Below are 23,506 nucleotides of genomic sequence, written 5' to 3' on the forward strand. Positions count from 1 at the left end.
TCGTACGAAGGATCTCCCGCGATGGGTGAGGGACGGACATGCCGAAGAAAGCCGGAAGCTCCGGGCGCGGCCAGCGCGACCTGAAGGTCAAGGTCCGCACGGCCCGCGGGCGCAAGGCCTCCTCGACGCGCTGGCTGCAGCGTCAGCTCAACGACCCTTACGTCAGGCGCGCCAAGGCCGAGGGATATCGCGGCCGCGCCGCCTACAAGATCCTCGAGCTCGACGACAAGTATCGCTTCCTCGTCCCCGGCGCGCGGGTGGTCGATCTGGGCTGCGCGCCGGGCGGCTGGACGCAGGTGGCCGTGGCGCGCGTGAACGCGCTGGGGGAGCGGGCCGGCAAGCCGCAGGGACGCGTGCTCGCCATCGACCTGCAGCCGGTCGATCCCGTTCCCGGCGCCGAGATCCATCAGCTGGACTTCATGGAGGAGGGCGCCGACGAGCGGATCAGGGGCTGGCTGGGCGGGCGGGCCGACGTGGTCATGTCGGACATGGCCGCGGCGAGCTCGGGTCACAAGCAGACCGACCATCTGCGCATCGTCGCGCTCTGCGAGGCCGCCGCGCAGCTCGCCTTCGATGTGCTGGAAGAGGGGGGCACCTTCGTCGCCAAGGTGCTCGCTGGGGGGGCGGAGGACGCGCTGCAGGCCGAGCTCAAGCGCCGCTTCGCGAAAGTGTCGAACGTGAAGCCGCCGGCCTCTCGCTCCGACAGTTCGGAAAAATACGTCGTCGCGACCGGGTTCCGGGGCCGCGGGGAAGGCTAGCGCGGCGCCGGCCCGACGCGCGAGGCCACCGCCGCCGCACGCAGGCGTTCGGCCGTTTCCGGATCGGGCGGGGCCTCCGCCCGGCTGCGGCGCGCCAGCGCTTCCGCCCGCAACAGCGCGAAGAGCCGCGCGCGGGACGGCGCGGGGTCGCTCGCAAGTCGCCCGCCGCGGGTGGATCAGGCATGGGCTCCCTCCTCGCCCCCCGGGCGTCGATGCCAGCGGAATGCGGCGAACTCAGGTCCGCCCTCGGGCGCGAGGGCGGAGTCAGCCCTGTCGCAGCGCCCGGATGCTCTCGCCGTAGCGCGCGCGGAAGGCCCGGGCGAGCGCGGCCGGGCTCTCGTAGCCCGTGCGCAGCGCGATCTCGCTCACGGGAAGCCGGCCGGTCTCGGCCATCTGGCGCGCGGCCGAGAGGCGCAGGTGGCGATAGACCCGGCCCGCGGGCGCACCCGTCTCCGCGACGAAGCGGCGATCGAGCGTGCGGCGCTGGCAGCCGAGGCGGCGGGCGATCTCCTCTACCGCGAGCGGCGTCTCGAGATGGGCGCGCATCAGCGCCAGCGCGCGGCCCGTCAGCCCCTGGCCCGGCCCCGGCGCCGCGCGCGCCTCGCCTGCCATGAACAGTCCGTCGATCTCGAGCGCCGCGGCCTCGCCCAGGTGGGCGCGCACGAGCCCCGCTGCCATCTCGTAGGCCGACATCGCGCCCGCGCAGGTCAGCCGGTTGCCGTCCGTCACGACCCGCTCGCGCAGGGCCTCGATCCCGGGAAAGCGCTCGGCGAACCCGTCGAGCGCGTCCCAGTGCACGGTGGCCCGGCGCCCGTCGAGCAGCCCCGCCGCGGCCATCAGCCATGGCCCGGTGTCGAGCCCCGCGACGACACGCGCCTTGGCGGCCATCGCCCGGAGCGTCCGGCGCGTGGCCGGAGCGTCCTGCGTCTCGGCGCCGTAGCTCGCCAGCACGAACAGATAGTCGCAGGCGCGGGGCAGGGCCGGCGCCTCGGGCATGAGGCGCAGGCCGCTCGAGCTTTCGACGGGCGCGCCGTCGCGCGTGAGCAGCCGCCAGCGGTAGGCGGCGCGCCCGGCGAAGGTGTTGGCCGCGCGCAGGGGTTCCACCGCGTTGGCGAGGCAGAGGTTCGAAAAGCGGTCGAAGACGAGCACGTCGATCTCGACCGGATCGCGGGGCGGCATTGTCCAGTTCGGCATGATCTCTGTCCAATAACGCAACGACGGATGCTGCGTCACCCCCGTAACATTCGCGCGAACACGGAGGTGCCCCGATGCCGCTCACCATGTCCCGCGAGGTCTTCATCACCTGCGCCGTCACCGGCGCGGGCTCCACCCAGGACCGCAGCCCGCATGTGCCGCGTTCGCCGCAGCAGATCGCCGAGAGCGCGATCGCGGCGGCGAAGGCGGGGGCGGCCGTGGTGCACTGCCACGTCCGCGACCCCGAGACCGGCGCGCCGGCGCGCGACCTCGCGCTCTACCGCGAACTCACCGACCGCATCCGCGACTCCGAGACCGACGTGGTGCTGAACCTCACCACCGGCATGGGCGGCGATCTGGTCTTCGGCGGACCGGAAAAGCCCCTGCCGCTGGTCGAGGGGACGGACATGGCGCCCGCCTCGGAACGGCTCGCGCATATCGCGGAGTGCCGGCCGGAGATCTGCACGCTGGACTGCGGCACGATGAACTTCGCCGAGAAGGACTACGTGATGACCAACACGCCCGGCATGCTGCAGGCGATGGGCCGGGCCATCACCGAACTCGGCGTGAAACCCGAGATCGAGGCCTTCGACACCGGCCACCTGTGGTATGCCAAGCAACTCGTGGCCGACGGCATGATCGAGCCGGACGCGCTGGTGCAGCTCTGCATGGGCATCCCCTGGGGGGCGCCCGACGATCTGAACACGCTCATGGCGATGGTGAACAACGTGCCCGACGGCTGGACCTTCTCGGCCTTCGCGCTGGGCCGCCACCAGATGCCCTATGTCGCCGCCGCGGTGCTGGCCGGAGGCCACGTCCGTGTCGGGCTCGAGGACAATCTGTTTCTGGAACGTGGCGTGCTCGCCACCAACGCCCAACTCGTCGAAAAGGCGGTGGGCATCGTCGAGGGGCTGGGCGCGCGCGTGATGACCCCGGCCGAGGTGCGCGCGAAGCTCAACCTCAAGAAGCAGGAGATTGCGTGAGCGGCCGGCGCGTCGTCGTCACCGCCGGGGCCACCGGCCTCGGCCGGGCCATGGCGCGGGCCTTCCGCGACCGCGGCGACCGCGTGGCGATCTGCGATCTGGACGCGGCCGCGGTGGCCGCCTTCGCCGAGGCCTGTCCCGAGGCGCTCGCCCATGTGGCCGACGTGCGCGACGAGGCGCAGATGGGCGCGTTTCTCGGCGCGGTGGAGGCGGCTTGGGGCGGCGCCGACGTCGTCTGCGCGAACGCGGGCACGGGCGGGCCGGCCGGCCGGATCGAGACGCTGGAATACGGCGCCTGGCAGGACTGCGTGGCGGTGAACCTGCACGGGGCCTTCCTGACCTGCCGCTGGGCCGCGCGGGTGATGCGCGGGCAGGGGTCGGGGCTCATCCTGCTGACCTCCTCCACGGCAGGGCTTTTCGGCTACCCGCTGCGCGCACCCTATGCCGGGTCCAAATGGGCGATCGTCGGGCTCGCCAAGACGCTGGCGATGGAGCTCGGACCCGACGGGGTGCGCGTCAACGCGCTCTGCCCCGGCGCGGTCGAGGGCGCGCGCATGCAGCGCGTCCTCGCCATGGAGGCCAGGGCGAGCGGCCTTTCGGAAGAGGAGCTTCGCGCGCGCTACGCGCGGGGCGTGTCGCTCCGCAGCTGGGTGACGGAGGAGGACGTGGTCGGGACGGCGCTCTGGCTCGCGTCGCCCGCGGCCGCGCGCATCTCCGGGCAGGTCATCGCCATCGACGGAAACACGGAGACCCTGGTGCCATGACGAAAACGGCGGCGATCATCGGCGCCGGCGTGATCGGCGCGGGCTGGGCCGCACGGTTCCTCCTGAACGGCTGGGACGTGCGCGTCTTCGACCCCGCGCCAGAGGCAACCCGCACGCTCGAGGCGACGCTGGCCCGCGCGCGCCGCACCCTGCCCATGCTCTACGACGTGGCGCTCCCGCTCGAGGGCAGGCTCACCCTGCACGACAGCGCGGGTGCGGCCGTGGCAGGGGCGGACTGGATCCAGGAGAGCGTGGGCGAGCGGCTGGAGCTCAAGCACGCGGTGCTCCGCGAGATCGAAGAGGCCGCCGCGCCCGAGACGCCGATCGGCTCCTCGACCTCGGGCTTCACGCCCTCGCAACTCCAGCAGGACGCGCGCCACCCGGGCCGCCTTTTCGTGGCGCATCCCTTCAACCCGGTCTATCTGCTGCCGCTCGTCGAGCTCGTGGGCAGCGCGAAGACCGACCCGCAAACACTTGACAGCGCGTCGGAAACTCTCTCGGGCCTGGGGATGCACCCGCTGCCCCTGCGCGGAGAGATCGACGCCCATGTCGCCGACCGCCTGCTGGAAGCGGTCTGGCGCGAGTGCCTCTGGCTGGTGAAGGACGGGATCGCCACCACCGAAGAGATCGATGACGCGATCCGCATGGGCTTCGGGCTGCGCTGGGCGCAGATGGGCATCTTCGAGACCTACCGCCTGGCGGGCGGCGAGCAGGGCATGCGCCATTTCCTGGCGCAGTTCGGGCCGGCGCTGAAATGGCCCTGGACGAAGCTCATGGACGTGCCCGACCTCGACGCGGCGCTTGTCGAGACGATCGCCGCGCAGTCCGACGCGCAGTCGGGGCATCTCTCCATCGCCGATCTGGCGCATCGGCGCGACGACAACCTCGTGGCGCTCCTGCGCGCGCTCAAGGCACGCGATCAGGCCGCCGGCCGCGTGCTCGCCGCGCATGAGGAGCGCCTGCGCCCCGCGCCCGTGGCCGCCACGCCGATGCAGACCCAGCGCCGGACCGTCCCCGTGGACTGGACCGACTACAACGGCCACATGAACGAGGGCCGCTACGGACAGGTCTTTTCCGACGCGGCCGAGACCGTGCTGGCCGAGATCGGCGCCATGGGCGACTATGTCGCGCGCGGCTTCAGCTATTTCACGGTCGAGACCGACATCCGCTATCTCGCCGAAACCCTCGCGGGCGAGGCGATCTTCGTGGAAAGCCGCGTTACGCAGGGCGCGGGCAAGAAGCTGCGCCTCTTCCACGAGATGAAACGCGCCCGCGACGGCGCGCTGCTGGCCACATGCGACCAGCTGCTGATCCACGTGAGCCTTTCGGCGCGCCGCGCCTGCGAGCCCGAACCGGAGGTGGCGCAGGCGCTCGCCCGCCTCGCCGCGGCGCATGCGGAGGCCATCGCATGAACTTCGGCCTGACCGACGAACAGGAGATGATCGTCTCCACCGTGCGCGCCTTCGTCGAGCGCGAGATCTACCCGCACGAGGCAGAGGTCGAGCGCACGGGCCGCGTGCCCCCCGAGCTGGCGCAGGAGATCAAGCGCAAGACGCTGGAGCTCGGCTTCTACGCCTGCAACTTTCCGCCGGAGGTGGGTGGCGCGGGGCTGTCGCACCTCGACTTCGCGCTGGTCGAGCGCGAGCTGGGCCGCGGCTCCATGGCGCTGACGCATTTCTTCGGCCGCCCCCAGAACATCCTGATGGCCTGCGAGGGCGCGCAGCGCGAGCGCTACCTGCTGCCGGCGGTGCGCGGCGAGCGGATGGACGCGCTCGCCATGACCGAGCCTGACGCGGGCTCGGACGTGCGCGGCATGAAATGCACCGCGCGCCGCGACGGCGGCGACTGGGTGGTCAACGGCACCAAGCACTTCATCTCCGGCGCCGATCACGCGGATTTCTTCATCGTTTTCGTCGCCACCGGCGAGGACGACACGCCCCACGGCCCGAAAAAGCGCATCACCGCCTTCCTCGTCGATCGCGGCACGCCCGGTTTCACCGTGCGCGAGGGATACCGCTCGGTCAGCCACCGCGGCTACGCCAACTGCATCCTCGAATTCGACGACTGCCGCCTGCCGGACGCCCAGGTTCTGGGCGCGGTGGACGGGGGCTTCGAGGTCATGAACACCTGGCTCTACGCCACCCGGATCACCGTCGCGGCGATGTCCGTGGGCCGCGCGCGCCGCGCCTTCGACCTCGCGCTCCACCACGCCGCGGAGCGCCGGCAGTTCGGCCAGACCATCGGTCGCTTCCAGGGCGTCTCCTTCCAGCTCGCCGATGCCGTGACCGAGATCGACGCCGCCGACTGGCTGACGCTCGCCGCCGCCTGGCGGCTCGACCAGGGGCTGCCCGCCAACCGCGAGATCGCGTCGGCCAAGCTCTACGCGACCGAGATGCTCGCGCGCGTGACCGACATGGGCATCCAGGTCTTCGGCGGCATGGGGCTGATGGACGACTTCCCGCTGGAACGCTTCTGGCGCGACGCGCGGGTGGAGCGGATCTGGGACGGCACGTCGGAGATCCAGCGCCACATCATCGGCCGCGAGCTGCTGCGCCCGCTGGGAAGCTGAGGCCCATGCGCGCGCCCGGTCCTTCTTCTTGGGGGAAAATATCCCGGGGGAGTCGCGCGTCCCGCGCGACGGGGGCAGCGCCCCCATGACGGCGCCCGCCGGGCCGCGCGACCTCTCCCGCCTGCTCCGGCCGCGCAGCGTCGCGGTGGTGGGCGGGGGCTGGGGCCGCAACGTGGTGCGGGAACTCGCCCGTGCAGGCTTCGCGGGCGAGATCTGGCCCGTGCACCCGAGCGCCGCCGAGATCGAGGGGTTGCCCGCGTTTCGCCGGCCGGAGGATCTGCCCGCGCCGCCCGACGCCGCCTATGTCGCGGTGAACCGCGAGGCCGCCGTCGGCGCCGTGGGCGCGCTCGCCGCGATGGGGGCGGGCGGCGCGGTCTGCTTCGCCTCGGGCTTCGCCGAGGCGGAGGCCGAAAGCGCGGGCTCGGTCGATCTGCAAGACCGCCTCGTCGCGGCGGCAGGAACGATGCCGCTTGTGGGCCCCAATTGTTACGGTCTGCTCAACTATCTCGACCGTGTGGCGCTCTGGCCCGATGCGCATGGGGGCCGGCCGGTCGGCCGTGGCGTCGCCATCGTCACGCAGAGCTCCAACATCGCGATCAACCTGACGATGCAGCGCCGGGCGCTGCCCGTCGCCTATGTCGTCACGGCGGGTAACCAGGCGCAGACAGGGCTCGCGGAGATCGCCGCCGCGCTGGCGCAGGATGCGCGGGTCACGGCGCTGGGGCTGCATGTCGAGGGGGTGGGGGATCCGGCCGCGCTCCATGCGCTTGCGCGCGCGGCCCGGGCGCGGGGGCTTCCCGTGGTCGTGCTCAAGAGCGGCGCGACCGAGGCGGCACAGGCCGCAGCACTCTCGCACACCGCCTCGCTGGCGGGCAGCGCGGCGGGCGCGCGCGCGCTCTTCCGCCGGCTGGGCTTCGGGCAGGCCGAGACGCTGGAGGGATTTCTCGAGGCGCTGAAGCTTCTGCATGTCGCGGGGCCGCCGGCACGCGCGGGCCTGGCGCTCCTGTCCTGTTCGGGCGGCGAGGCCGGGCTCGCCGCCGATGCCGCCGCGGCGCGGGGCCTGCGGCTGCCGCCGCTCGACGCCGGCCAGCAGGCCGCGCTGCGCCGGGCGCTGGGCCCGCGCGTGGCGCTCGCCAACCCGCTCGACTATCACACCTACATCTGGGGCGATGCGGGCGCGATGGCCGATGTGGTGGCCGGCATGGATTCGCCCGCGCTGGGCCTCGTGGGCCTGCTGCTCGATCTGCCGCGCGCCGATCGCTGCGACCCGTCGGCCTGGGACTGCGCGCTCGAGGCCGCCGAGGCGGCGGCGCCGCGACTCTCCTGCCCGCTGGCCGTGATCTCGACCCTGCCCGAGGGACTGCCCGAGCCCGTGGCCGAGCGTCTCGCCGCCCGCGGCATCGCGCCGCTCATGGGCCTCGGCGCGGCGCTCGAGGGGATCGCCGTCGCGCAGGCGGCCGTGCCCCGTCGGGGCGAAGTCCCGGCGCCGGCGGCGACGCGCGGCCCGGCGCCCGGCCGTCTGATGGACGAGGCCGCGGCAAAGTCGGCGCTCGCGGCCTTCGGGCTGCCGGTGCCCGAGGGGCAGCGGGTCGAGACCGCCGCCGAGGCGGGGGCGGCCGCCGCGCGGCTGGGCGTTCCGGTCGCGGTGAAGCGGCTGGGGCTGGCGCACAAGTCCGAGGCCGGCGCGGTCGCGCTTGGCCTTGAGGGCGCCGCGCGGGCCGAGGCGGCGGCCCGCGCCATGGGCGCGGGGCCTTATCTAATCGAGGCCATGGTGCCCGGCGCGGTGGCCGAACTGCTTGTGGGCGTCACGCGCGATCCGGCGCATGGCCTGCTTCTGACCCTGGGTGCGGGCGGGGTGCTCGCCGAACTCGTCGAGGATACGGCCACACTGCTGCTGCCCGCCCCGCAGGACGAAATCGCCGCGGCGCTCGACGGGCTGCGCGCGGCGCGGCTCCTGTCCGGCTGGCGTGGCCGGCCCGCGGCCGATCGCGCGGCCATCGTCGGCGCCGTCGCGGCCGTCGCGCGGTTCGCCGAGGCCCATGCCGCGCGGCTGGACGAGGTGGAGGTCAATCCGCTGCTCTGCCTGCCGGATCGCGCCGTCGCGGCGGATGCGCTGATCCGGATCGCCTGAGCACGACGCCCCGGCGTCGCAGGCGCGTCACGCGGGGTTTCTATCGTGGCGCCGATATCGCATGCTGCATGGCAGCGAAGGCCGGGACGAGGACGGCAATGCACCTGGAAAACAAGACCTTCGACGAGTTGAAGATCGGGGACAGCGCCGAGCTCAAGCGGTTGTGCACCTCCGACGACCTGCTGATCTTCGCCAACGTCTCGGGCAACCACAACCCGATGCACATCGTGGATCCTGACGGTCCCGGCCCGCGCGAGCCGGTGGCGCCCTCGATGTTCGTGGGCTCGCTGGTCTCGGCCGTGCTCGGCAACCTGCTGCCGGGGGCGGGCACGCTCTACCGGCACCAGACGCTCGACTTCCAGAATCGCGCCCATGCCGGCGAGGAACTCGTCAGCCGCGTGACCGTCACCGGCAAGGACGCGGCCGAGGGGACGGTGACGCTCGCCACCGAGGTGCGGCGCCTGTCCGACGACGCGCTCGTCATGCAGGGCGAGGCTGTGGTCGAGGCACCGCGCGAGAAGCTGGTCTACGACGATCAGGAACTGCCGGGGCTGATCGTCCAGCGCCATCTTCATTTCGATGCGCTGATGCAGCGCGCCGAGGCGCTTCCGCCGCTCCCCATGGCGGTGGTCGCGCCGGAGGAGGAGAAGGCGCTGGGCGGCGCGCTCCTGGCCGCGCGGCGCAGGCTGATCGAGCCGGTGCTCGTCGGCGCACGCGCCCGGATCGAGGCGGTCGCGGAGGCGTCCGGCGAGGATTTGTCGGGCATCGAGATCGTCGATGTCCCCGAGCACGCGGCCGCAGCGCGCCGCGCCGTGGCGCTGGTGCACGAGGGGCGCGTCGGCGGGCTGATGAAGGGGCACCTGCACACCGACGTCCTGCTGCGCGCCGCCGTGGACCGCGACAGCGGGCTGCGCACCGGGCGGCGCTTCACCCATGTCTTCGTGATGGACGTGCCGGGCCTGCCGCATCCGCTGCTGGTCACCGACGCGGCGATCAACATCTCGCCGGACCTCGCCTGCAAGGTGGACATCGTGCAGAACGCGATCGAGGTCGCCCGGTCCATCGGCATCGAGACGCCCCGCGTCGCCGTCCTCTCGGCGGTCGAGACGGTGAATCCGTCGCTGCCCTCCTCGATGGACGCGGCGCTGTTGTCGAAGATGGCCGATCGCGGCCAGATCACCGGCGGATACGTCGAGGGGCCGCTGGCGATGGACAACGCGATCGATCTGGGCGCGGCGCGGACCAAGGGACTCACGGGGTCCGAGGTGGCCGGCCGTGCCGAAGTGCTCGTCGCCCCCAATCTCGACGCCGGCAACATGATCGCCAAGCAGCTCACATTCATCGCCCATGCCGAGGCGGCGGGCATCGTGGCGGGGGCGAAGGCGCCCATCGTGCTGACGAGCCGGGCCGACGACGAAATGGCGCGGCTCGCCTCCTGCGCGGTCGCGGCGCTGCATCACCGTCACCTTCAGGAGCAGGGCGGATGAGCGGGCATGTCCTCACGCTGAACGCGGGCAGTTCCTCGCTGAAGCTGGGGCTCTTCACCGCCGAGGCCGAACCCGGCTGCCTCGCCGAGGGTCATGCGGAGCGCATCGGCAAGGACGCGCGGATCCGCCTCGCCGACGGCGACGGTCGCGAACTCGCGGCGCGCGAGCTGGGCGAGGCGGGGGCCACGCACGCCGACGCGCTCGACGCGGCGCTGGCGATGCTCGAAGAGCATCTGCCCGAGGCGCGCGTCGAGGCGGTGGGGCACCGCGTCGTGCACGGCGGGCAGGACTTCGACCGGCCCGTGCGGCTGGACGATCGTGTTCTCGGGGCGCTCGAGGCGCTGGAGCCCTTCGCACCGCTGCACCAGCCGCACAATCTCGCCGGGGTGCGCGCGGCGCGCGCGGCCTTTCCGCAGGCGATCCAGGTGGCCTGTTTCGACACGGCCTTCCACCGGCATCACCCTTTCGTCAACGACGTCTTCGGCCTGCCGCGGGCGTTCTACGAGCGCGGCGTGCGCCGCTACGGCTTCCACGGGCTGAGCTACGACTACATCGCGGGCGAGCTCGCCCGCGCGCACCCCGAGCTGCACGCGGGCCGCGTGGCCGTCGCCCATCTGGGCAACGGCGCCTCGATCTGCGGCATCGTGCAGGGCCGCTCGGTCGCCTCGACGATGGGCTTCACCGCGCTGGACGGCCTGCCGATGGGCACGCGCGTGGGTCAGCTCGACCCGGGCGTGGTGCTGCATCTTATCGAGCAGGAGGGCATGAGCGCCGCCGAAATCTCCGAGATGCTCTACAAGCGCTCGGGGCTTCTGGGCCTTTCGGGCATCTCGAACGACATGCGCACCCTCGAGGCCTCGGAGGATCCCCGCGCCGCCGAAGCGATCGCCTATTTCACTTTCCGCATCCGGCGCGAGATCGGCGCGATGGCGGCGGCGATGGCGGGGCTGGACGGCATCGTCTTCACCGGCGGCATCGGCGAGAACTCCGCGCGCGTGCGCCGCGAGGTCTGCGCGCCGCTCGAGTGGCTGGGCGTGACGCTGGACGAGGCCGCGAACGAAGCGGGCGCCCGGCGGATCGACGCGGGCGGCCGGGTCGGGGTGCTGGCGATTCCCACCGACGAGGAACGGGTGATCGCGCGCGCCGCGGCGGCGGCGCTCGGCGCGGGGTAGGCCCGGTCCTCTCGCGGAGCGGCCATTGTGTCCGGGCGCGAAAGCCTGTCTATGTAGCCGCCGCCGGACCAGACCGTGGAGGCCCCATGCCCGATCCCATGCTGCTTTCCCAGATGCTCGTGCTGCTGCTCGTGATCGGAGCCGTCGCGGGGGTGCTGGCGGGGCTGCTGGGCGTGGGCGGCGGGATCGTTCTGGTGCCCGCCTTCTTCTACGCCTTCCAGACCCTGGGCTACGACGGGCCGCAGCTCATGCAGATCTGTCTCGCGACCTCGCTGGCGACGATCGTCGTGACCTCGGCCCGCTCGGTGATGAGTCACAGCCGCAAGGGCGCGGTGGACTGGCCGATCCTCAAGGGCTGGGCGCCCGGCATCGCCATCGGCGCGATCCTCGGCGTGACGCTGGCCGCCGTGCTGCGCTCGACCGTGCTGCAGGGCATCTTCGGGGTTCTGGGGCTGGCGATCGGCCTCTACCTCGGCCTCGGCAAGCCGCACTGGCGGCTGGCGCCGGAGATGCCGCGCGGCTTTCGCCGCGCGGTCTATGCGCCGCTGGTGGGGTTCTTGTCGGTGCTGATGGGCATCGGCGGCGGCAGCTTCGGCGTGCCGCTGATGAGCCTGCACGGCGTGCCGATTCATCGCGCCGTGGCCACGGCGGCGGGCTTCGGCATGCTGATCGCGGTGCCCGGTGTGGCGGGCTTCCTTCTGCTCACGATCGACCCGGCGCACCGGCCGCCCTTCACGGTGGGGGCGGTGAACCTGCCGGCCTTCGCGGTGGTGATCGCGATGACGCTGCTCACCGCGCCCCTGGGCGTGCGGATCGCGCATGCGATGAATCCCACGCCGCTGCGTCGGCTCTTCGCGGTCTTCCTGCTGCTGGTTGCGGGCAACATGCTGCGCAAGTCGCTGGGGTGGTGACGGACCTGCAGGCGCGGGGCTGGGCGCGCCTGCCGGCCGACCCCGGCACGCGCGCCTGGGCCGAGGCGGCGCTGCCCGCGGCGCGCGCGGCGCTGGCCGACGAGGGGCTGCGCGCCCGCTGGCTCGACTGCGAGGGCACCTGGTTCGTCGGCGTCGATGCGCTGCCGAACGACGCGGAGGGGCGGGTGGCCGCCGGCCCGCCGCTGCCCGAGGCCGTGCGCGCGGCGCTCTCGGCGCTCTACGGGCCGGTGCCGCCGCTGCACCGCGCGCAGCTCTCGGCCGTGTTCCCGGGCTATCCGCGGCCGCGCGCGGAGGAGAGCGAGGCCGCCTTTCGCTACAGGCTGCGGCGCGACGCGGCGCATGTCGACGGGCTGCTGCCCGAGGGGCCGGCGCGCCGCCGGCATCTGCGCGAGCCGCATCTGTGGATCCTCGGCCTGCCGCTGACCCGGGCCGATCCGGGCGCCAGCCCGCTCGCCGTCTGGGAGGGAAGCCATGCGGTGATGCGCCGGGCCTTCGCCGCTGCGCTCGAGGGCGTGGCGCCCGCGGACTGGGGGGAGGTCGATCTGACCGAGACCTATCACGCCGCGCGCCGCGAGGTCTTCGAGACCTGCCGCCGCGTGACCCTCCCCGCCGCACCGGGGGAGGCGCTGCTCCTGCACCGGATGACGCTGCACGGCATCGCGCCCTGGGCGGCGGGCGCCCGGGCAGGGCGGGAGGGTCGCGTCACCGCCTATTTCCGGCCCCTCGTGGCGGATCCGGCGGCCTGGCTGTCGGCGCTCTGACGCTCAGCCCAGCATCTTGAGCGCCGCGCGCGCCGCCACGGCCCCGCCGCCCATCGCGCCGGCATAGCCGCCGAAGCCCGTGAAGGCGGAGGCGAGCCAGAGCCCCGGCACGGCGGTGCGCGCCGAGGCGGGCGGGCCGGCGAAGATCCGGGCCGGCGGCTCTGGCGCGAAGCCGTAGACCGCGCCGCCCGGCGTGCCGAGATAGGCGGCCATCGTCTGCGCGGTGGCCATCTCGGCGTGCTGCACGGCGGCGGCGAAACCGGGCCATTCCGCATCGAGCCTGCGCGTGAAGGCCTCCACCCAGGCGGTCTTGCGCGCGGCGTAGGCGGCTTCGTCCAGCCCTTGCCAGTTCTCGGCGCGGTCCACGCCGGTGACGCTGACGGGGGCAGGCGCGCCGCGGGCGGCGAGGCCCGAATCGATCTGTCCGTAATCGACGACCACCGCGGGGGGCAGGCGCGCGCCGGGCGCCTCGCCGAGGAGCGCCGCCGCCTTCCGGTAGTCGCCGAGCGCCGACATCCAGTCGGGGACGAGGACGGTCGAGTAGCTGCGCGTGCCGAGTTCCGCCGCCGGCCGGTCGAGCGCGAAGGTGATCTCGAAAAGCGAGATGGAGAGCGGCCGGTCGGCATAGGGCTCCATGAAGCTGTCGCGCGCGGCCTCGGGAAGCATCTGCGCGATGGCATGGGGCGCGGCATTGGCGATCACCGCCGCCGCAGCGACCTCGGTGGCGCCCCGCGCCCCGTCGCGGTACCGCACGCCCGCGGCGCGGCCCGCCTCGTCGAGCGTCACGCCCGTCACCTCGCGCCCTGCGAGCGCCGCGCCGCCCTCCTCGCGGATGATCGCCACCAGCGCCTCGGAGAGTTCCCCCGAGCCGCCGCGGACGTAGTGCCCGCCGTCCGCCAGAAAGCCGCCCTGCGCCATGGCGTAGCCCAGCCACCAGAAGCGGTCCGGGTCGTCGGTGTAGTAGGGCAGATTGGCCGCGAGCAGGATCTTGAGCACCTCGTCCTCGCCGAAATGCCGCTGCATGACCTCCGACAGCGAGGCGCGCATGTCGCGCACCAGCGCCCAGAGATCGAGCGGCAGCTCGGAGGCGTGGCCCAGCCACCAATGGCCCGCGTGCCGCTCGGAAAAGAGGCGCACGGCCTCGTGCGTGCGGCCGATCTGGCGCAGGAAGCCGCGAATCGCTTCCGAGCGGGCGGGAAAGCGCGCGACCAGCGTCCGCTCCACCGCCTCGAGGCCCGCGGGCAGCACGAGCGGCGGGGTCAGATGCGGCGCCCTGATCTCCATGAAATCGGGGATCGGCACAAAGTCGACCCGGTCTTCTAGGCCGAGCGCGGCGAAGAGCGGCCCGCGCGGGTCGATGCCGCCGCCGGGGCGGGTGGTCTCGTGCAGCGACATCTCGAAGCGGCGGCCGCCGCGCTCCACCGTCACGGCCGCGCCGCCGAAGCGGTCGTTCTTCTCGAGCACCAGCACCTTCTGGCCGGCCTTGGCCAGCAGCGCCCCCGCGGTGAGCCCACCGAGCCCCGAGCCGATCACCACGACGTCCCAGCGCCTTTCCATGTCGGTCATCGCCGTCTCCGTCCTTTCCGATCCGCCGACGCGTCCCGGCGCGCGCGACACGGCCGGCCGCGGCCGTTCATTGGAGCCATGCTTTCATGACAGAGGTGCGACGCACGGCCCTTGACCGCGCGCAACGCCGCCCGGGCGGCGCGCCTCGGTCCCGCCCCGTACTAGCTGTCGCGGGCGGCGCGCGTGCGCGCGCGACCGCCGCGGCGCCTGGTCAGCAGCGGCGCCCGCTCGGGCAGTTCGGCGATGATCTGCCGCCGCTCCTCGGGCGAGAGCTTCGACCAGGCCGTGATCTCGTCGATGGTGCGCAGACAGCCCGCGCAGATCCGCGCCTCGGGGTGAATCACGCAGATCTGCACGCAGGGGCTCTCGACCTCGTCACGTGCCCAGATGTCGCCCGTCATTCGCCTGCCTCATGTTCCGTGGCCGGTTTCCGCCGCGATCCGGCGCATCCGGTCCAGCGCGCCCTGCAGGATATAGGACGCGGCGACGTGGTCGATCACCTCTCCGCGACGCTTTCGTGTCGTATCCGCCTCGAGCAGCGCGCGCTCGGCCGCCACGGTCGAGAGCCGCTCGTCCCAGAAGGCGATGGGGCAGGGCGCGCGGCGGTCGAGATTGCGGGCGAAGGCGCGCGTGGACTGCGCGCGCGGCCCCTCAGAGCCGTCCATGTTGCGCGGCAGGCCGAGGACCAGCCCCGCGATCTCGCGGCCCGCAAGCAGGCGGTCGAGCTCCGCCGCGTCGGCGGTGAACTTTGTCCGTCGGATGGTGGCCAGCGGCGAGGCGACCATGCGCGCGGTGTCCGAAACCGCCACGCCGATGGTCTTGGTGCCCAGATCGAGCCCCGCCAACGCGCCGATGCGCGGCAGCGCCGCGGCGAACGCCTCGATCTCGTCGAAGATCACCCGCCCAGCCCCGCCTGTTCGGCCGCGGCGCGGATGCGCGCGAGCGCCGCCTCGTCGCCGGCGAAGGTCACCAGCGCCTCGTCGTAGATCGCCTGGGCCTGTTCGGTCTCGCCCAGCACGCCCAGCGCGCCGATCAGGCGCGCCCATTCGGAGGCCGTGCCGCCCTGTTCGGCCAGCCGCTGCGAAAGCCCGTCCACCATGCCGCGGATCATCGCCATCCGCTCTTCCTCGCTCATGTCCTGAGCCTGTTCCATCTGCTCGGCGGTCGGCCCCGGCAGCGGCGCGGGCTCGGCCGGTTCGGGCAGCTCGTAGTTCACGCGTCCCGCGCGCGCGGCGACCTCGGGCAGCTGGGCGCGCAGCGCCGGCACCCAGGGCGCGTCGGGCGCGCTCTCGCGCAGCAGCCGGTTCCAGGTGGCGAAGGCCCGGTCGGGGCGTCCGGTCTGACGGAACATCAGGCCCAGATAATAGCGCGCCACCGCGTTCTGCGGGTCGCGGTTGAGCGCGGCCGCGAGCGCCGCCTCGGCCTCGGGCGAGACGTAGCCGCCGGCGGCCATCACCAGCATCTCGGCGTAATCGGCGTAGTCCTGGGCCCGCGCGCCGTCGCCGCGCAGCGCGAGCACGCGCTCCTGCGCCTCGTAGGCCGCCTTGAAGTTGCCGAGCGCCGCCTCGTTGCGCGCCAGAAGCATGAAGCCGCGCACGTCGTCGGGCCGCTCCTCGAGCGCCGCGCGCAGCCTCTCCATCAGCTCGAGGTAGTCCTCGTCGGGCTGCGGGCCCGGCGGCTGGGCGGGCAGGCCGGCCTCCGCCTCGGCCTGGCGCGGGCGGTTCTGCCGCGCCTCTTCGGCATCGGCGATCCGGTCGGCCAGCGCCTGGTCGGGGTAGCCCGGCGCGCCGAGGTCGAGATAGAGCCAGGTTCCCCCGCCAACCACCGTGAGCGCCACCGCCGCGACCACGGCCGGGCCGGCCCAGCGCGGCTGCGCCGTCTCGCCGCGCGCGGCGGCCTTCGCGGCGGCGTCGGCGGCGAGGATGCGGCGGGAAACCTCGGTGCGCAGCCGCTCGGCGTCCTCTTCCCCGATCACGCCGCGGGCGAGGTCGCGTTCCACCTCCCTGAGCTGGTCGCGATAGACCTTGAGATCGTAGTCGGCCGCCTCCTGCGCCTGCGCGCGGGCGCGCAGCGCCGCCAGCCCCAGGATGAGGGCGACCGCCGCCGCAAGGGCGATCACGATGATCCAGAACAGCATGGCACCTCCTGCCCCTCCGCCCATGCCCGATCTAAGCCCCCGCACGGCTGCGCGAAACCCCCAATCGGGCGCCTGGTGCGCCATGTCGCAACCGGCCCGCATTGCGACGCTTCGGGACGCGGGCTACGCGCGGTCAGGGTCCAGAAGACAGGCCGAGACTTCTGCGGGACAGACGCCCTGATGAAACGCTACTCCGCCTTCGCCATCGCCCGCGAAGCCCTCCGCAACCACACGGGCTGGGAGCGCGCCTGGTCGAGCCCCGAGCCCCGGCGTCGCTACGACGCGATCATCGTGGGCGCGGGCGGGCACGGCCTCGCCACCGCCTACTATCTCGGCAAGAACCACGGAGTGCGCAACGTCGCCATCCTCGAGAAGGGCTGGCTGGGCGGCGGCAACACCGGCCGCAACACCACGATCATCCGATCCAACTACCTGCAGGACCCTTCCGCCGCGATCTACGAGAAGGCGCGCAGCCTCTACGAGACGCTGAGCCAGGAGCTCAACTACAACATCATGTTCAGCCCGCGCGGCGTGATGATGCTCGCGCAGACCGAACACGAGGTCCGCGGCTACCGCCGCACCGCGCAGGCCAATGCGCTCCAGGGCGTGGACACCGAGTTCATCGGGCCGAAGCGCGTCAAGGAGCTCTGCCCGATCATCCGCCTCGAGGGGCCGCGCTATCCCGTCCTCGGCGCGCTCTGGCAGCCGCGGGCCGGCACCGCGCGCCACGACGCGGTCGCCTGGGGCTACGCGCGCGCCTGTTCCGACATGGGGATGCACGTCATCCAGAACTGCGAGGTCACGGGCGTCCGGCGCGAGGGCGGGCGCGTCACCGGCGTGGACACGACCCGCGGGCCGATCGACTGCGACAAGCTCGGCATCGTCGTCGCGGGCCACTCCGGCCGGCTGGCCGAGATGGCGGGTTTCCGCCTGCCGATCGAGAGCGTCGCGCTGCAGGCGCTGGTGTCCGAGCCCATCAAGCCGGTGATGGACGTGGTGGTGATGGCCAACACCGTGCACGGCTACATGAGCCAGTCCGACAAGGGCGAGATGGTGATCGGCGGCGGCGCGGACGGCTACAACAACTACACCCAGCGCGGCAGCTTCCACCACGTCGAGGAAACCGTGCGCGCACTGATCGAGACCTTCCCCATGCTCTCGCGCCTCAAGATGCTGCGCTGGTGGGGCGGCATCGTGGACATGACCGGCGACCGCTCGCCCATCATCTCCAAGACGCCCGTGGAGGGCGTCTTCATCAACTGCGGCTGGGGCACGGGCGGCTTCAAGGCGATCCCCGGCTCCGGCTGGGCGATGGCGGAGCTCATGGCCCGCGGCGAGCCGGGGCCGCTGGCCGCCGAGTTCTCGCTGGACCGCTTCCGCGAGGGCCGCTTCATCGACGAATCCGTCGCGGCGGGGGTGGCGCACTGATGCCCGCCGCTCCGCGCAAAATTCTTCGAAGAATTTTGCCAAGGATTTTCGAAAATCCTTGGCCCCCGGCTTCGGGAGGAACGCCATGCGCCGACTGACCTGCCACTACTGCGGCGTCGCCACCGAGGAAATCGAACTCCATCCCCTTGGCGAGTCTCATCTGAGCCGCGTTGGCCCAACCAACCCTTCGCTGACGCGCCGGAACGTCCCCGTCCCCTTCGGTGTTGCGCCCGACACGGCTCAACTCCGAAAGGACACGCCATGCGCAACGCGCTCATCATTGCCGCCGTCATTCTTCTCGTGCTCGTCGTCCTCTTCGCCTGGGGCGTCTTCGAGACCGGAGAGGAGCTCGTCGAGCCCGTCGGGGACGACGTCGAGGTCGAGACGACGGAGGAGTGACACCCCCCTTGGCGGCTCGGCCGCGACGCGTCCCGCGCCCGCACGCCGCGCAGCCGGGCGGCCCGCCCCGTCGCGATCGGCGGGGTCCCGCACGCCCCGTCCCGACGCGCTCGGCAAGTTGCCGCCTGCGCGCTTGCGCGCGCCTGCGCCGCCTCCCATGTCCGGCCTGCTGACATGGCAGCTGCCTGGGAGGGCGAATTCATGGAAGGCTCGACGCGAAACTGGATCATCGGCGGCGTGGCGGTGCTCGTCCTCGCCGCGCTGGGATGGTTCTTCTTCATGGGCGGTGACGAGGCCGGCACCGCAACCGCACCTGCGGCCGAGGACGGCGGCACCGCGACCACGACCGACTGACGCCGGGCCCTGCCCGGTCCGGGCCCGGCGCATGCCCGCCGGGCCCATTCCGGAGGGCCTGCCATGCTTCTGCTGACCTGCCCCTACTGCGGCGTCGCCGCGGAGGAGACCGAGCTCGCCCCCGGCGGCGAGGCGCATCTCGCCCGCGTGGGCCCCGAGGGTACCGACGACGCCTTCCACGCCTATCTCTTCGAGAAAGAGAACCCCAGGGGCGTGCATTTCGAGCGGTGGCGCCACGCCATGGGCTGCGGCAAGTGGTTCCACGCCGCGCGCTGCACCGTGACGCTCGAGGTCTTCGGCACCTATCCGGCACAGACCACCGAACCGCCCGAGCACATCCGCGCGGCGATCTCCGCGAAGCGCCCCGGCTGGACGTGGAGAGACCTCGCCTGATGCTTCCTCTTGCCAGAAATACCCCCGCCGGAGGCGCCCGGCCTCGCACCCCGCGCAAAGGTCTGCCGGAATGAGCACACGTCTCGCCACGGGCGGGCGGCTTCTCGACCGCTCCCGCCGTATCCCCTTCACCTTCAACGGCAGGCGCCTCTCGGGCCATCCGGGCGACACGCTGGCCTCGGCGCTGCTGGCCTCGGGCCAGATGGTGATGGGCCGCAGCTTCAAGTATCACCGCCCGCGCGGCCCGGTGGCCTCCGGTGCGGAGGAGCCCAACGCGCTGGTCAACCTGGGCCGCGGCGACCGCCACGAGCCCAACCAGCGCGCCACCACCACCGAGCTTTTCGAGGGGCTGACCGCCACCAGCCAGAACCACTGGCCCAGCCTCGAATTCGACGTGGGGCAGGTGAACGCGGCGCTGTCGCGCTTCCTGCCCGCGGGCTTCTACTACAAGACCTTCATTCACCCCCGCCCGCTCTGGAAGCATCTCTACGAGCCCTTCATCCGTCAGTCCGCCGGGCTGGGGCGCGCGCCGGACCCCGAGACGCGCGATCCGGACCACTACGAGCATCTCTATGCCTTCGCGGATGTGCTGGTGGTGGGCGGCGGTGTCGCCGGTCTTGCCGCCGCGCTGGCCGCGGGCCGCGCGGGCGCCCGCGTGCTGCTGATCGAGCAGACCGCCCACTGGGGCGGCCGCGCGCCGGTGGACGGGGGCGAGATCGACGGCCAGCCGGCGGAGGACTGGGTCGCCGCCGCTGTGGCCGAACTCCAGGCGATGGAGAACGTCACGCTGCGCACGCGCACCATGGGCGCGGGCCTCTACGATCACGGCTATGCGCTGGCCTACGAGCGGGTGGGCGATCACCTGCCCGAGCCCAAGGGCCCGCGCCACCGCCTCTGGCGCATCCGCGCGGCCCGCGTGGTCACCGCCACCGGCGCCATCGAGCGTCCGCTGTCCTTCGCCGGCAACGACGTGCCGGGCGTGATGCTGGCCTCGGCCGTGCGCGACTACGTGGTGAACTGGGCCGTCTCGCCCGGCGACCGCACCGTGGTCGTGACCAACAACGACGACGCCTATCGCACGGCGCTCGCGCTGAAGGCGGCGGGGCTCGACGTGCCCGCCGTGATCGACGCGCGCCTCGAGGGCGGCGGGCCCCTGATGGAAGAGGCGAAGGCCGCCGGCATCCGCGTCGAGACCGGCCGCGGCGTGGCCAAGGTCAAGGGCGGCAAGCGGGTCGAGGCCGTCCATACCTGCCCGCAGGCCGGCGAGGGCGCCACCGTGCAGGAAATCAAGTGCGACGCGGTCGCCATGTCGGGCGGCTGGTCCCCGGTCGTGCACCTGTGGTCCCATACGGGGGGCAAGCTGCTCTGGGACGAGGCGGAGGCCTTCTTCCGCCCCGACCCCGAGCGCGCGCCGCTGGGCCACGACGGCGCGCCCAACGTGATCGCGGCGGGGGCGGCGAACGGCGTGCTGGGGCTGGGCGAGATCCTCGCCGACGCCCACGCCGCCGGGAGCCGCGCGGCGGAAGAGACCGGGCATGCGCCGAAGAGCGACGCGGCGCCCACAGGCGACGCGAGGGATGAGGCGCCACTCGCCCCCGTCTGGATCATGCCGCAGGGGGCCGCACCCGCGCTGCGCGCCAAGGCCTGGCTCGACTTCCAGAACGACGTGAAGGTCTCCGACGTGGAACTCGCCGCGCGCGAGGGCTACGAGAGCGTCGAGCACGCCAAGCGCTACACCACGCTGGGCATGGCGACGGATCAGGGGAAACTCAGCAACATCAACGGTCTCGCGGTGCTTTCTCAGGCATTGGGTCAGCCGATCCCGCAGGTGGGCACCACCACCTTCCGCCCGCCTTACACGCCGATCTCGATGGCCGCGATCGCCGGTCCCGCCCGGGGCGACACCTTCCAGCCCGTCCGCCGGACGCCCATGCATGACTGGCATGAGGCCCACGGCGCCGACTGGGAGCCGGTGGGCCAGTGGCGGCGCCCCTACACCTACCGCCGCGAGGGCGAAAGCCGCGAGGACGCGGTGAACCGCGAGGTGAAAAACACCCGCGAAGCCCTTGGAATGCTGGACGCCTCGACGCTCGGAAAGATCCTCGTCAAGGGGCCGGACGCCCCCCGCTTCATGGACATGCTCTACACCAACATGATGAGCACCCTGAAGCCGGGGCGCTGCCGCTACGGCCTGATGTGCAGCGAGAACGGCTTCCTGATGGACGACGGCGTGGTGGCGCGGCTCGACGAGGAGACCTTCCTCTGCCACACGACCACGGGCGGCGCCGACCACGTCCACGCCCACATGGAGGAGTGGCTGCAAACCGAGTGGTGGGACTGGAAGGTCTGGACGCTCAATGTCACCGAGCAGTGGGGCCAGATCGCCGTCGTCGGCCCGAACGCCCGCAAGGTGCTGGAAAAGCTGGGCGACCTCGACGTCTCGAAGGAGGCGCTGAGTTTCATGGGCTGGACGCAAGGCACGCTCGCGGGTTTCCCGGTGCGCGTCTTCCGCATCTCCTTCTCGGGCGAGCTTTCCTACGAGATCGCGGTGCCCGCGAACCACGCCCTCGCGCTGTGGGAGGCGATCTTCGAGGCCGGGCAGGAGTTCGGCGTGATGCCCTACGGCACCGAATGCCTGCACGTCCTGCGCGCCGAGAAGGGCTTCATCATGATCGGGGACGAGACCGACGGCACGGTGATCCCGCAGGACCTGGGCCTCGACTGGGCGATTTCGAAGAAGAAGGACGACTACATCGGCAAGCGCGCGCAACAGCGCAGTCACATGGCCGACCCCGAGCGGTGGAAACTCGTGGGGCTCGAGACCGAGGATGGCTCGGTCCTGCCGGAGGGCGCCTATGCCACGGCGCCGGGCACCAACGGCAACGGCCAGCGCAACACGCAGGGGCGCGTGACCTCGACCTATCACTCCGCCACCCTCGGCCGCGGCATCGCCATGGGGCTGGTCCACCGCGGTCCCGAGCGGATGGGCGAGGTGCTGGAGTTCCCGAAGGTCGACGGCACCGTGGTGAAGGCGAAGATCGTGGAGCCGGTGTTCTACGACAAGGAAGGGACGAAGCAGGATGTCTGAGCCGGCGAGCGCATTGGGCGTCGCCCGCGCCGAGGGCTATGTCGCGGTGGCGGAGCTTCCGCCGCAGGGCATGATCTCTGTACGCGGCGACCTGTCGGAAGAGGGCGTTGCGCAGGCGCTGGCCGACGCCTCGGGCGCCGCGCTGCCCGGCGTGCGCGGCATCACCCACGCGGGCGAGACGTCGCTCGCCTGGATGTCGCCGGACGAGGCGATGCTCTTCTGCGGCTACGACGAGGCGGAGGAGCTGGCGCAGGCGCTGCGCGAGGCGCTGACCGGTGCCCATGCGCTGGTCGCCAACGTCTCGGACGCACGGGCGAGCTTCGAGCTGACCGGCGCCCGGGTGCGCGAGGTGATCGCAAAGCTCGCGCCGGTGGACATGGAGCGCTTCGCGCTTGGCGAGATCCGGCGCACGCGGCTCGCGCAGATCCCGGCGGCCTTCTGGATGCCCGAGGAGGGGCGGCTCACGCTGATCTGCTTCCGCTCGGTCGCGCGCTACGCCTTCGATCTGCTGGCCAAGGCCGCCGAGACCGGCGCGGAAGTGTACGCGCGGTGAAACCCGCGGGGCCGGGCAGGGGTTGACGCGGTGGCCGCGTCAGACACATCTACGCGCCATACCGACCGGCAACATATCACAGAGGGGTGCAGTCCATGGCTTTCGAACTTCCCGATCTTCCCTATGCGCACGACGCGCTGGCCGACAGCGGCATGTCGCGCGAGACGCTCGAGTATCACCACGACATTCACCACAAGACCTACGTCGACAACCTCAACAAGCTGATCTCCGGCACCGAGTGGGAGGGCAAGAGTCTCGAGGAAATCGTCAAGGGCAACTACCAGGCCGACAAGGTCGCGCAGAACGGCATCTTCAACAACGCCAGCCAGCACTGGAACCACGCCCAGTTCTGGGAGATGATGGCGCCCGGCGGCACCGGCATGCCCGGCGAGCTCGAGAAGGCGATCACCGAGTCCTTCGGCTCGGTCGACAAGTTCAAGGAAGAGTTCTCGGCCAAGGGCGCGGGGCAGTTCGGCTCCGGCTGGGCCTGGCTCGTCAAGGACAGCGACGGCAGCCTCAAGGTCACCTCGACCGAGAACGGCGTGAACCCGCTCTGCTTCGGGCAGACCGCGCTTCTGGGCTGCGACGTGTGGGAGCATTCCTACTACATCGACTTCCGCAACAAGCGCCCCGCCTACCTGTCGAACTTCCTCGACAAGCTGGTCAACTGGGAGAACGTGGCCTCGCGCATGTAAGCCGCGCCGCGTCCCGGGCTTCGGCCCCGTATCTGCCCCCGAAGCGCCGGCTTCGGGGGTTTTCGTTTCGGGCGGGCTTGCGGCACGTCTCGCCCGTTCAATGAAAAAGGCGCGCCGCCGCAGCGTTTCCCTGCGTTACCCT

General features: G+C 72.3%; 22 protein-coding genes. 17 read left to right on the forward strand and 5 right to left on the reverse strand.

The window, feature by feature from the left end:
- Window positions 1–38: 38 nt before the first annotated feature.
- Window positions 39–758: an RlmE family RNA methyltransferase gene (locus DRV85_RS16645; RefSeq protein ID WP_113290604.1), complete on the forward strand. Its 720-nt coding sequence runs from the start codon at window positions 39–41 to the stop codon at window positions 756–758.
- Window positions 759–1,022: 264 nt separating this feature from the next.
- Here DRV85_RS16645 and DRV85_RS16650 read toward each other — a convergent pair whose 3' ends face one another.
- Window positions 1,023–1,952, reverse strand: a complete 930-nt coding sequence (locus tag DRV85_RS16650; protein ID WP_113290605.1) for a GlxA family transcriptional regulator — start codon at window positions 1,950–1,952, stop codon at window positions 1,023–1,025.
- A gap of 74 nt (window positions 1,953–2,026) precedes the next feature.
- Between DRV85_RS16650 and bcoG the strand changes: the two genes are divergently transcribed.
- From bcoG to DRV85_RS16695, 9 genes are all read left to right on the forward strand, one after another.
- Window positions 2,027–2,935 carry a 3-dehydrocarnitine:acetyl-CoA trimethylamine transferase BcoG gene (gene bcoG / locus DRV85_RS16655; protein WP_113290606.1) on the forward strand — a complete coding sequence of 303 codons (909 nt, stop codon included), beginning with the start codon at window positions 2,027–2,029 and terminating at the stop codon, window positions 2,933–2,935.
- Complete coding sequence (locus DRV85_RS16660; RefSeq protein ID WP_113290607.1) at window positions 2,932–3,699, forward strand: SDR family oxidoreductase; 768 nt, start codon at window positions 2,932–2,934, stop codon at window positions 3,697–3,699. The genes bcoG and DRV85_RS16660 overlap by 4 nt, the downstream gene beginning before the upstream one ends.
- Window positions 3,696–5,111 carry a carnitine 3-dehydrogenase gene (locus tag DRV85_RS16665; protein WP_113290608.1) on the forward strand — a complete coding sequence of 472 codons (1,416 nt, stop codon included), beginning with the start codon at window positions 3,696–3,698 and terminating at the stop codon, window positions 5,109–5,111. The genes DRV85_RS16660 and DRV85_RS16665 overlap by 4 nt, the downstream gene beginning before the upstream one ends.
- Window positions 5,108–6,268 carry an acyl-CoA dehydrogenase family protein gene (locus DRV85_RS16670; RefSeq protein ID WP_113290609.1) on the forward strand — a complete coding sequence of 387 codons (1,161 nt, stop codon included), beginning with the start codon at window positions 5,108–5,110 and terminating at the stop codon, window positions 6,266–6,268. Before DRV85_RS16665 ends, DRV85_RS16670 begins: the two co-directional genes overlap by 4 nt.
- An 85-nt stretch (window positions 6,269–6,353) precedes the next feature.
- Window positions 6,354–8,399 carry an acetate--CoA ligase family protein gene (locus tag DRV85_RS16675; RefSeq protein ID WP_113290610.1) on the forward strand — a complete coding sequence of 682 codons (2,046 nt, stop codon included), beginning with the start codon at window positions 6,354–6,356 and terminating at the stop codon, window positions 8,397–8,399.
- A 98-nt stretch (window positions 8,400–8,497) separates the two neighbouring features.
- Window positions 8,498–9,886, forward strand: coding sequence for a bifunctional enoyl-CoA hydratase/phosphate acetyltransferase (locus tag DRV85_RS16680; RefSeq protein WP_113290611.1), 1,389 nt, complete (start codon window positions 8,498–8,500; stop codon window positions 9,884–9,886).
- Window positions 9,883–11,058 (forward strand): acetate/propionate family kinase, encoded by a 1,176-nt coding sequence (locus DRV85_RS16685; RefSeq protein ID WP_113290612.1) that lies wholly within the window; start codon window positions 9,883–9,885, stop codon window positions 11,056–11,058. The genes DRV85_RS16680 and DRV85_RS16685 overlap by 4 nt, the downstream gene beginning before the upstream one ends.
- Window positions 11,059–11,144: 86 nt before the next feature.
- Entirely contained in the window at window positions 11,145–11,969 is an 825-nt protein-coding gene (locus tag DRV85_RS16690; RefSeq protein WP_113290613.1) for a sulfite exporter TauE/SafE family protein, read from the forward strand.
- Window positions 11,966–12,751, forward strand: coding sequence for a phytanoyl-CoA dioxygenase family protein (locus DRV85_RS16695; RefSeq protein WP_113290642.1), 786 nt, complete (start codon window positions 11,966–11,968; stop codon window positions 12,749–12,751). Before DRV85_RS16690 ends, DRV85_RS16695 begins: the two co-directional genes overlap by 4 nt.
- 3 nt (window positions 12,752–12,754) lie before the next feature.
- On the opposite strand, the gene DRV85_RS16700 is transcribed toward DRV85_RS16695, so the two are convergent.
- The 4 genes from DRV85_RS16700 to ccmI all read right to left on the reverse strand — a co-directional run bounded on the left by DRV85_RS16700 (window position 12,755) and on the right by ccmI (window position 16,454).
- Complete coding sequence (locus DRV85_RS16700; RefSeq protein WP_113290614.1) at window positions 12,755–14,317, reverse strand: phytoene desaturase family protein; 1,563 nt, start codon at window positions 14,315–14,317, stop codon at window positions 12,755–12,757.
- A 161-nt stretch (window positions 14,318–14,478) separates the two neighbouring features.
- The gene (locus tag DRV85_RS16705) at window positions 14,479–14,718 is read right to left on the reverse strand and encodes a DUF1289 domain-containing protein (RefSeq protein ID WP_113290615.1); all 240 of its coding nucleotides are present in this window, start codon (window positions 14,716–14,718) and stop codon (window positions 14,479–14,481) included.
- 9 nt (window positions 14,719–14,727) lie between these two features.
- Entirely contained in the window at window positions 14,728–15,216 is a 489-nt protein-coding gene (ruvX, locus tag DRV85_RS16710; protein ID WP_113290616.1) for a Holliday junction resolvase RuvX, read from the reverse strand.
- Entirely contained in the window at window positions 15,213–16,454 is a 1,242-nt protein-coding gene (ccmI, locus tag DRV85_RS16715; protein ID WP_113290617.1) for a c-type cytochrome biogenesis protein CcmI, read from the reverse strand. The genes ruvX and ccmI overlap by 4 nt, the downstream gene beginning before the upstream one ends.
- A 180-nt stretch (window positions 16,455–16,634) precedes the next feature.
- Between ccmI and DRV85_RS16720 the strand changes: the two genes are divergently transcribed.
- From DRV85_RS16720 to DRV85_RS16745, 7 genes are all read left to right on the forward strand, one after another.
- Entirely contained in the window at window positions 16,635–17,882 is a 1,248-nt protein-coding gene (locus DRV85_RS16720) for a sarcosine oxidase subunit beta family protein (protein ID WP_113290618.1), read from the forward strand.
- Between the two features lie 261 nt (window positions 17,883–18,143).
- Window positions 18,144–18,281, forward strand: coding sequence for a hypothetical protein (locus DRV85_RS19255; protein WP_158540188.1), 138 nt, complete (start codon window positions 18,144–18,146; stop codon window positions 18,279–18,281).
- A gap of 174 nt (window positions 18,282–18,455) precedes the next feature.
- A complete protein-coding gene (locus DRV85_RS16725) occupies window positions 18,456–18,635 on the forward strand; it encodes a flagellar basal body-associated FliL family protein (protein ID WP_113290619.1) in 180 nt (59 codons plus the stop codon).
- A gap of 63 nt (window positions 18,636–18,698) precedes the next feature.
- Window positions 18,699–19,028: a sarcosine oxidase subunit delta gene (locus tag DRV85_RS16730; RefSeq protein ID WP_113290620.1), complete on the forward strand. Its 330-nt coding sequence runs from the start codon at window positions 18,699–18,701 to the stop codon at window positions 19,026–19,028.
- Window positions 19,029–19,098: 70 nt separating this feature from the next.
- Window positions 19,099–22,116, forward strand: a complete 3,018-nt coding sequence (locus DRV85_RS16735) for a sarcosine oxidase subunit alpha family protein (RefSeq protein WP_113290621.1) — start codon at window positions 19,099–19,101, stop codon at window positions 22,114–22,116.
- Window positions 22,109–22,669, forward strand: coding sequence for a sarcosine oxidase subunit gamma (locus tag DRV85_RS16740; RefSeq protein ID WP_113290622.1), 561 nt, complete (start codon window positions 22,109–22,111; stop codon window positions 22,667–22,669). Before DRV85_RS16735 ends, DRV85_RS16740 begins: the two co-directional genes overlap by 8 nt.
- A gap of 95 nt (window positions 22,670–22,764) precedes the next feature.
- Window positions 22,765–23,364 carry a superoxide dismutase gene (locus DRV85_RS16745; protein WP_113290623.1) on the forward strand — a complete coding sequence of 200 codons (600 nt, stop codon included), beginning with the start codon at window positions 22,765–22,767 and terminating at the stop codon, window positions 23,362–23,364.
- The last annotated feature ends 142 nt before the right edge of the window (window positions 23,365–23,506 follow it).

The organism is Rhodosalinus halophilus (assembly GCF_003298775.1).
GTDB lineage: Bacteria > Pseudomonadota > Alphaproteobacteria > Rhodobacterales > Rhodobacteraceae > Rhodosalinus > Rhodosalinus halophilus.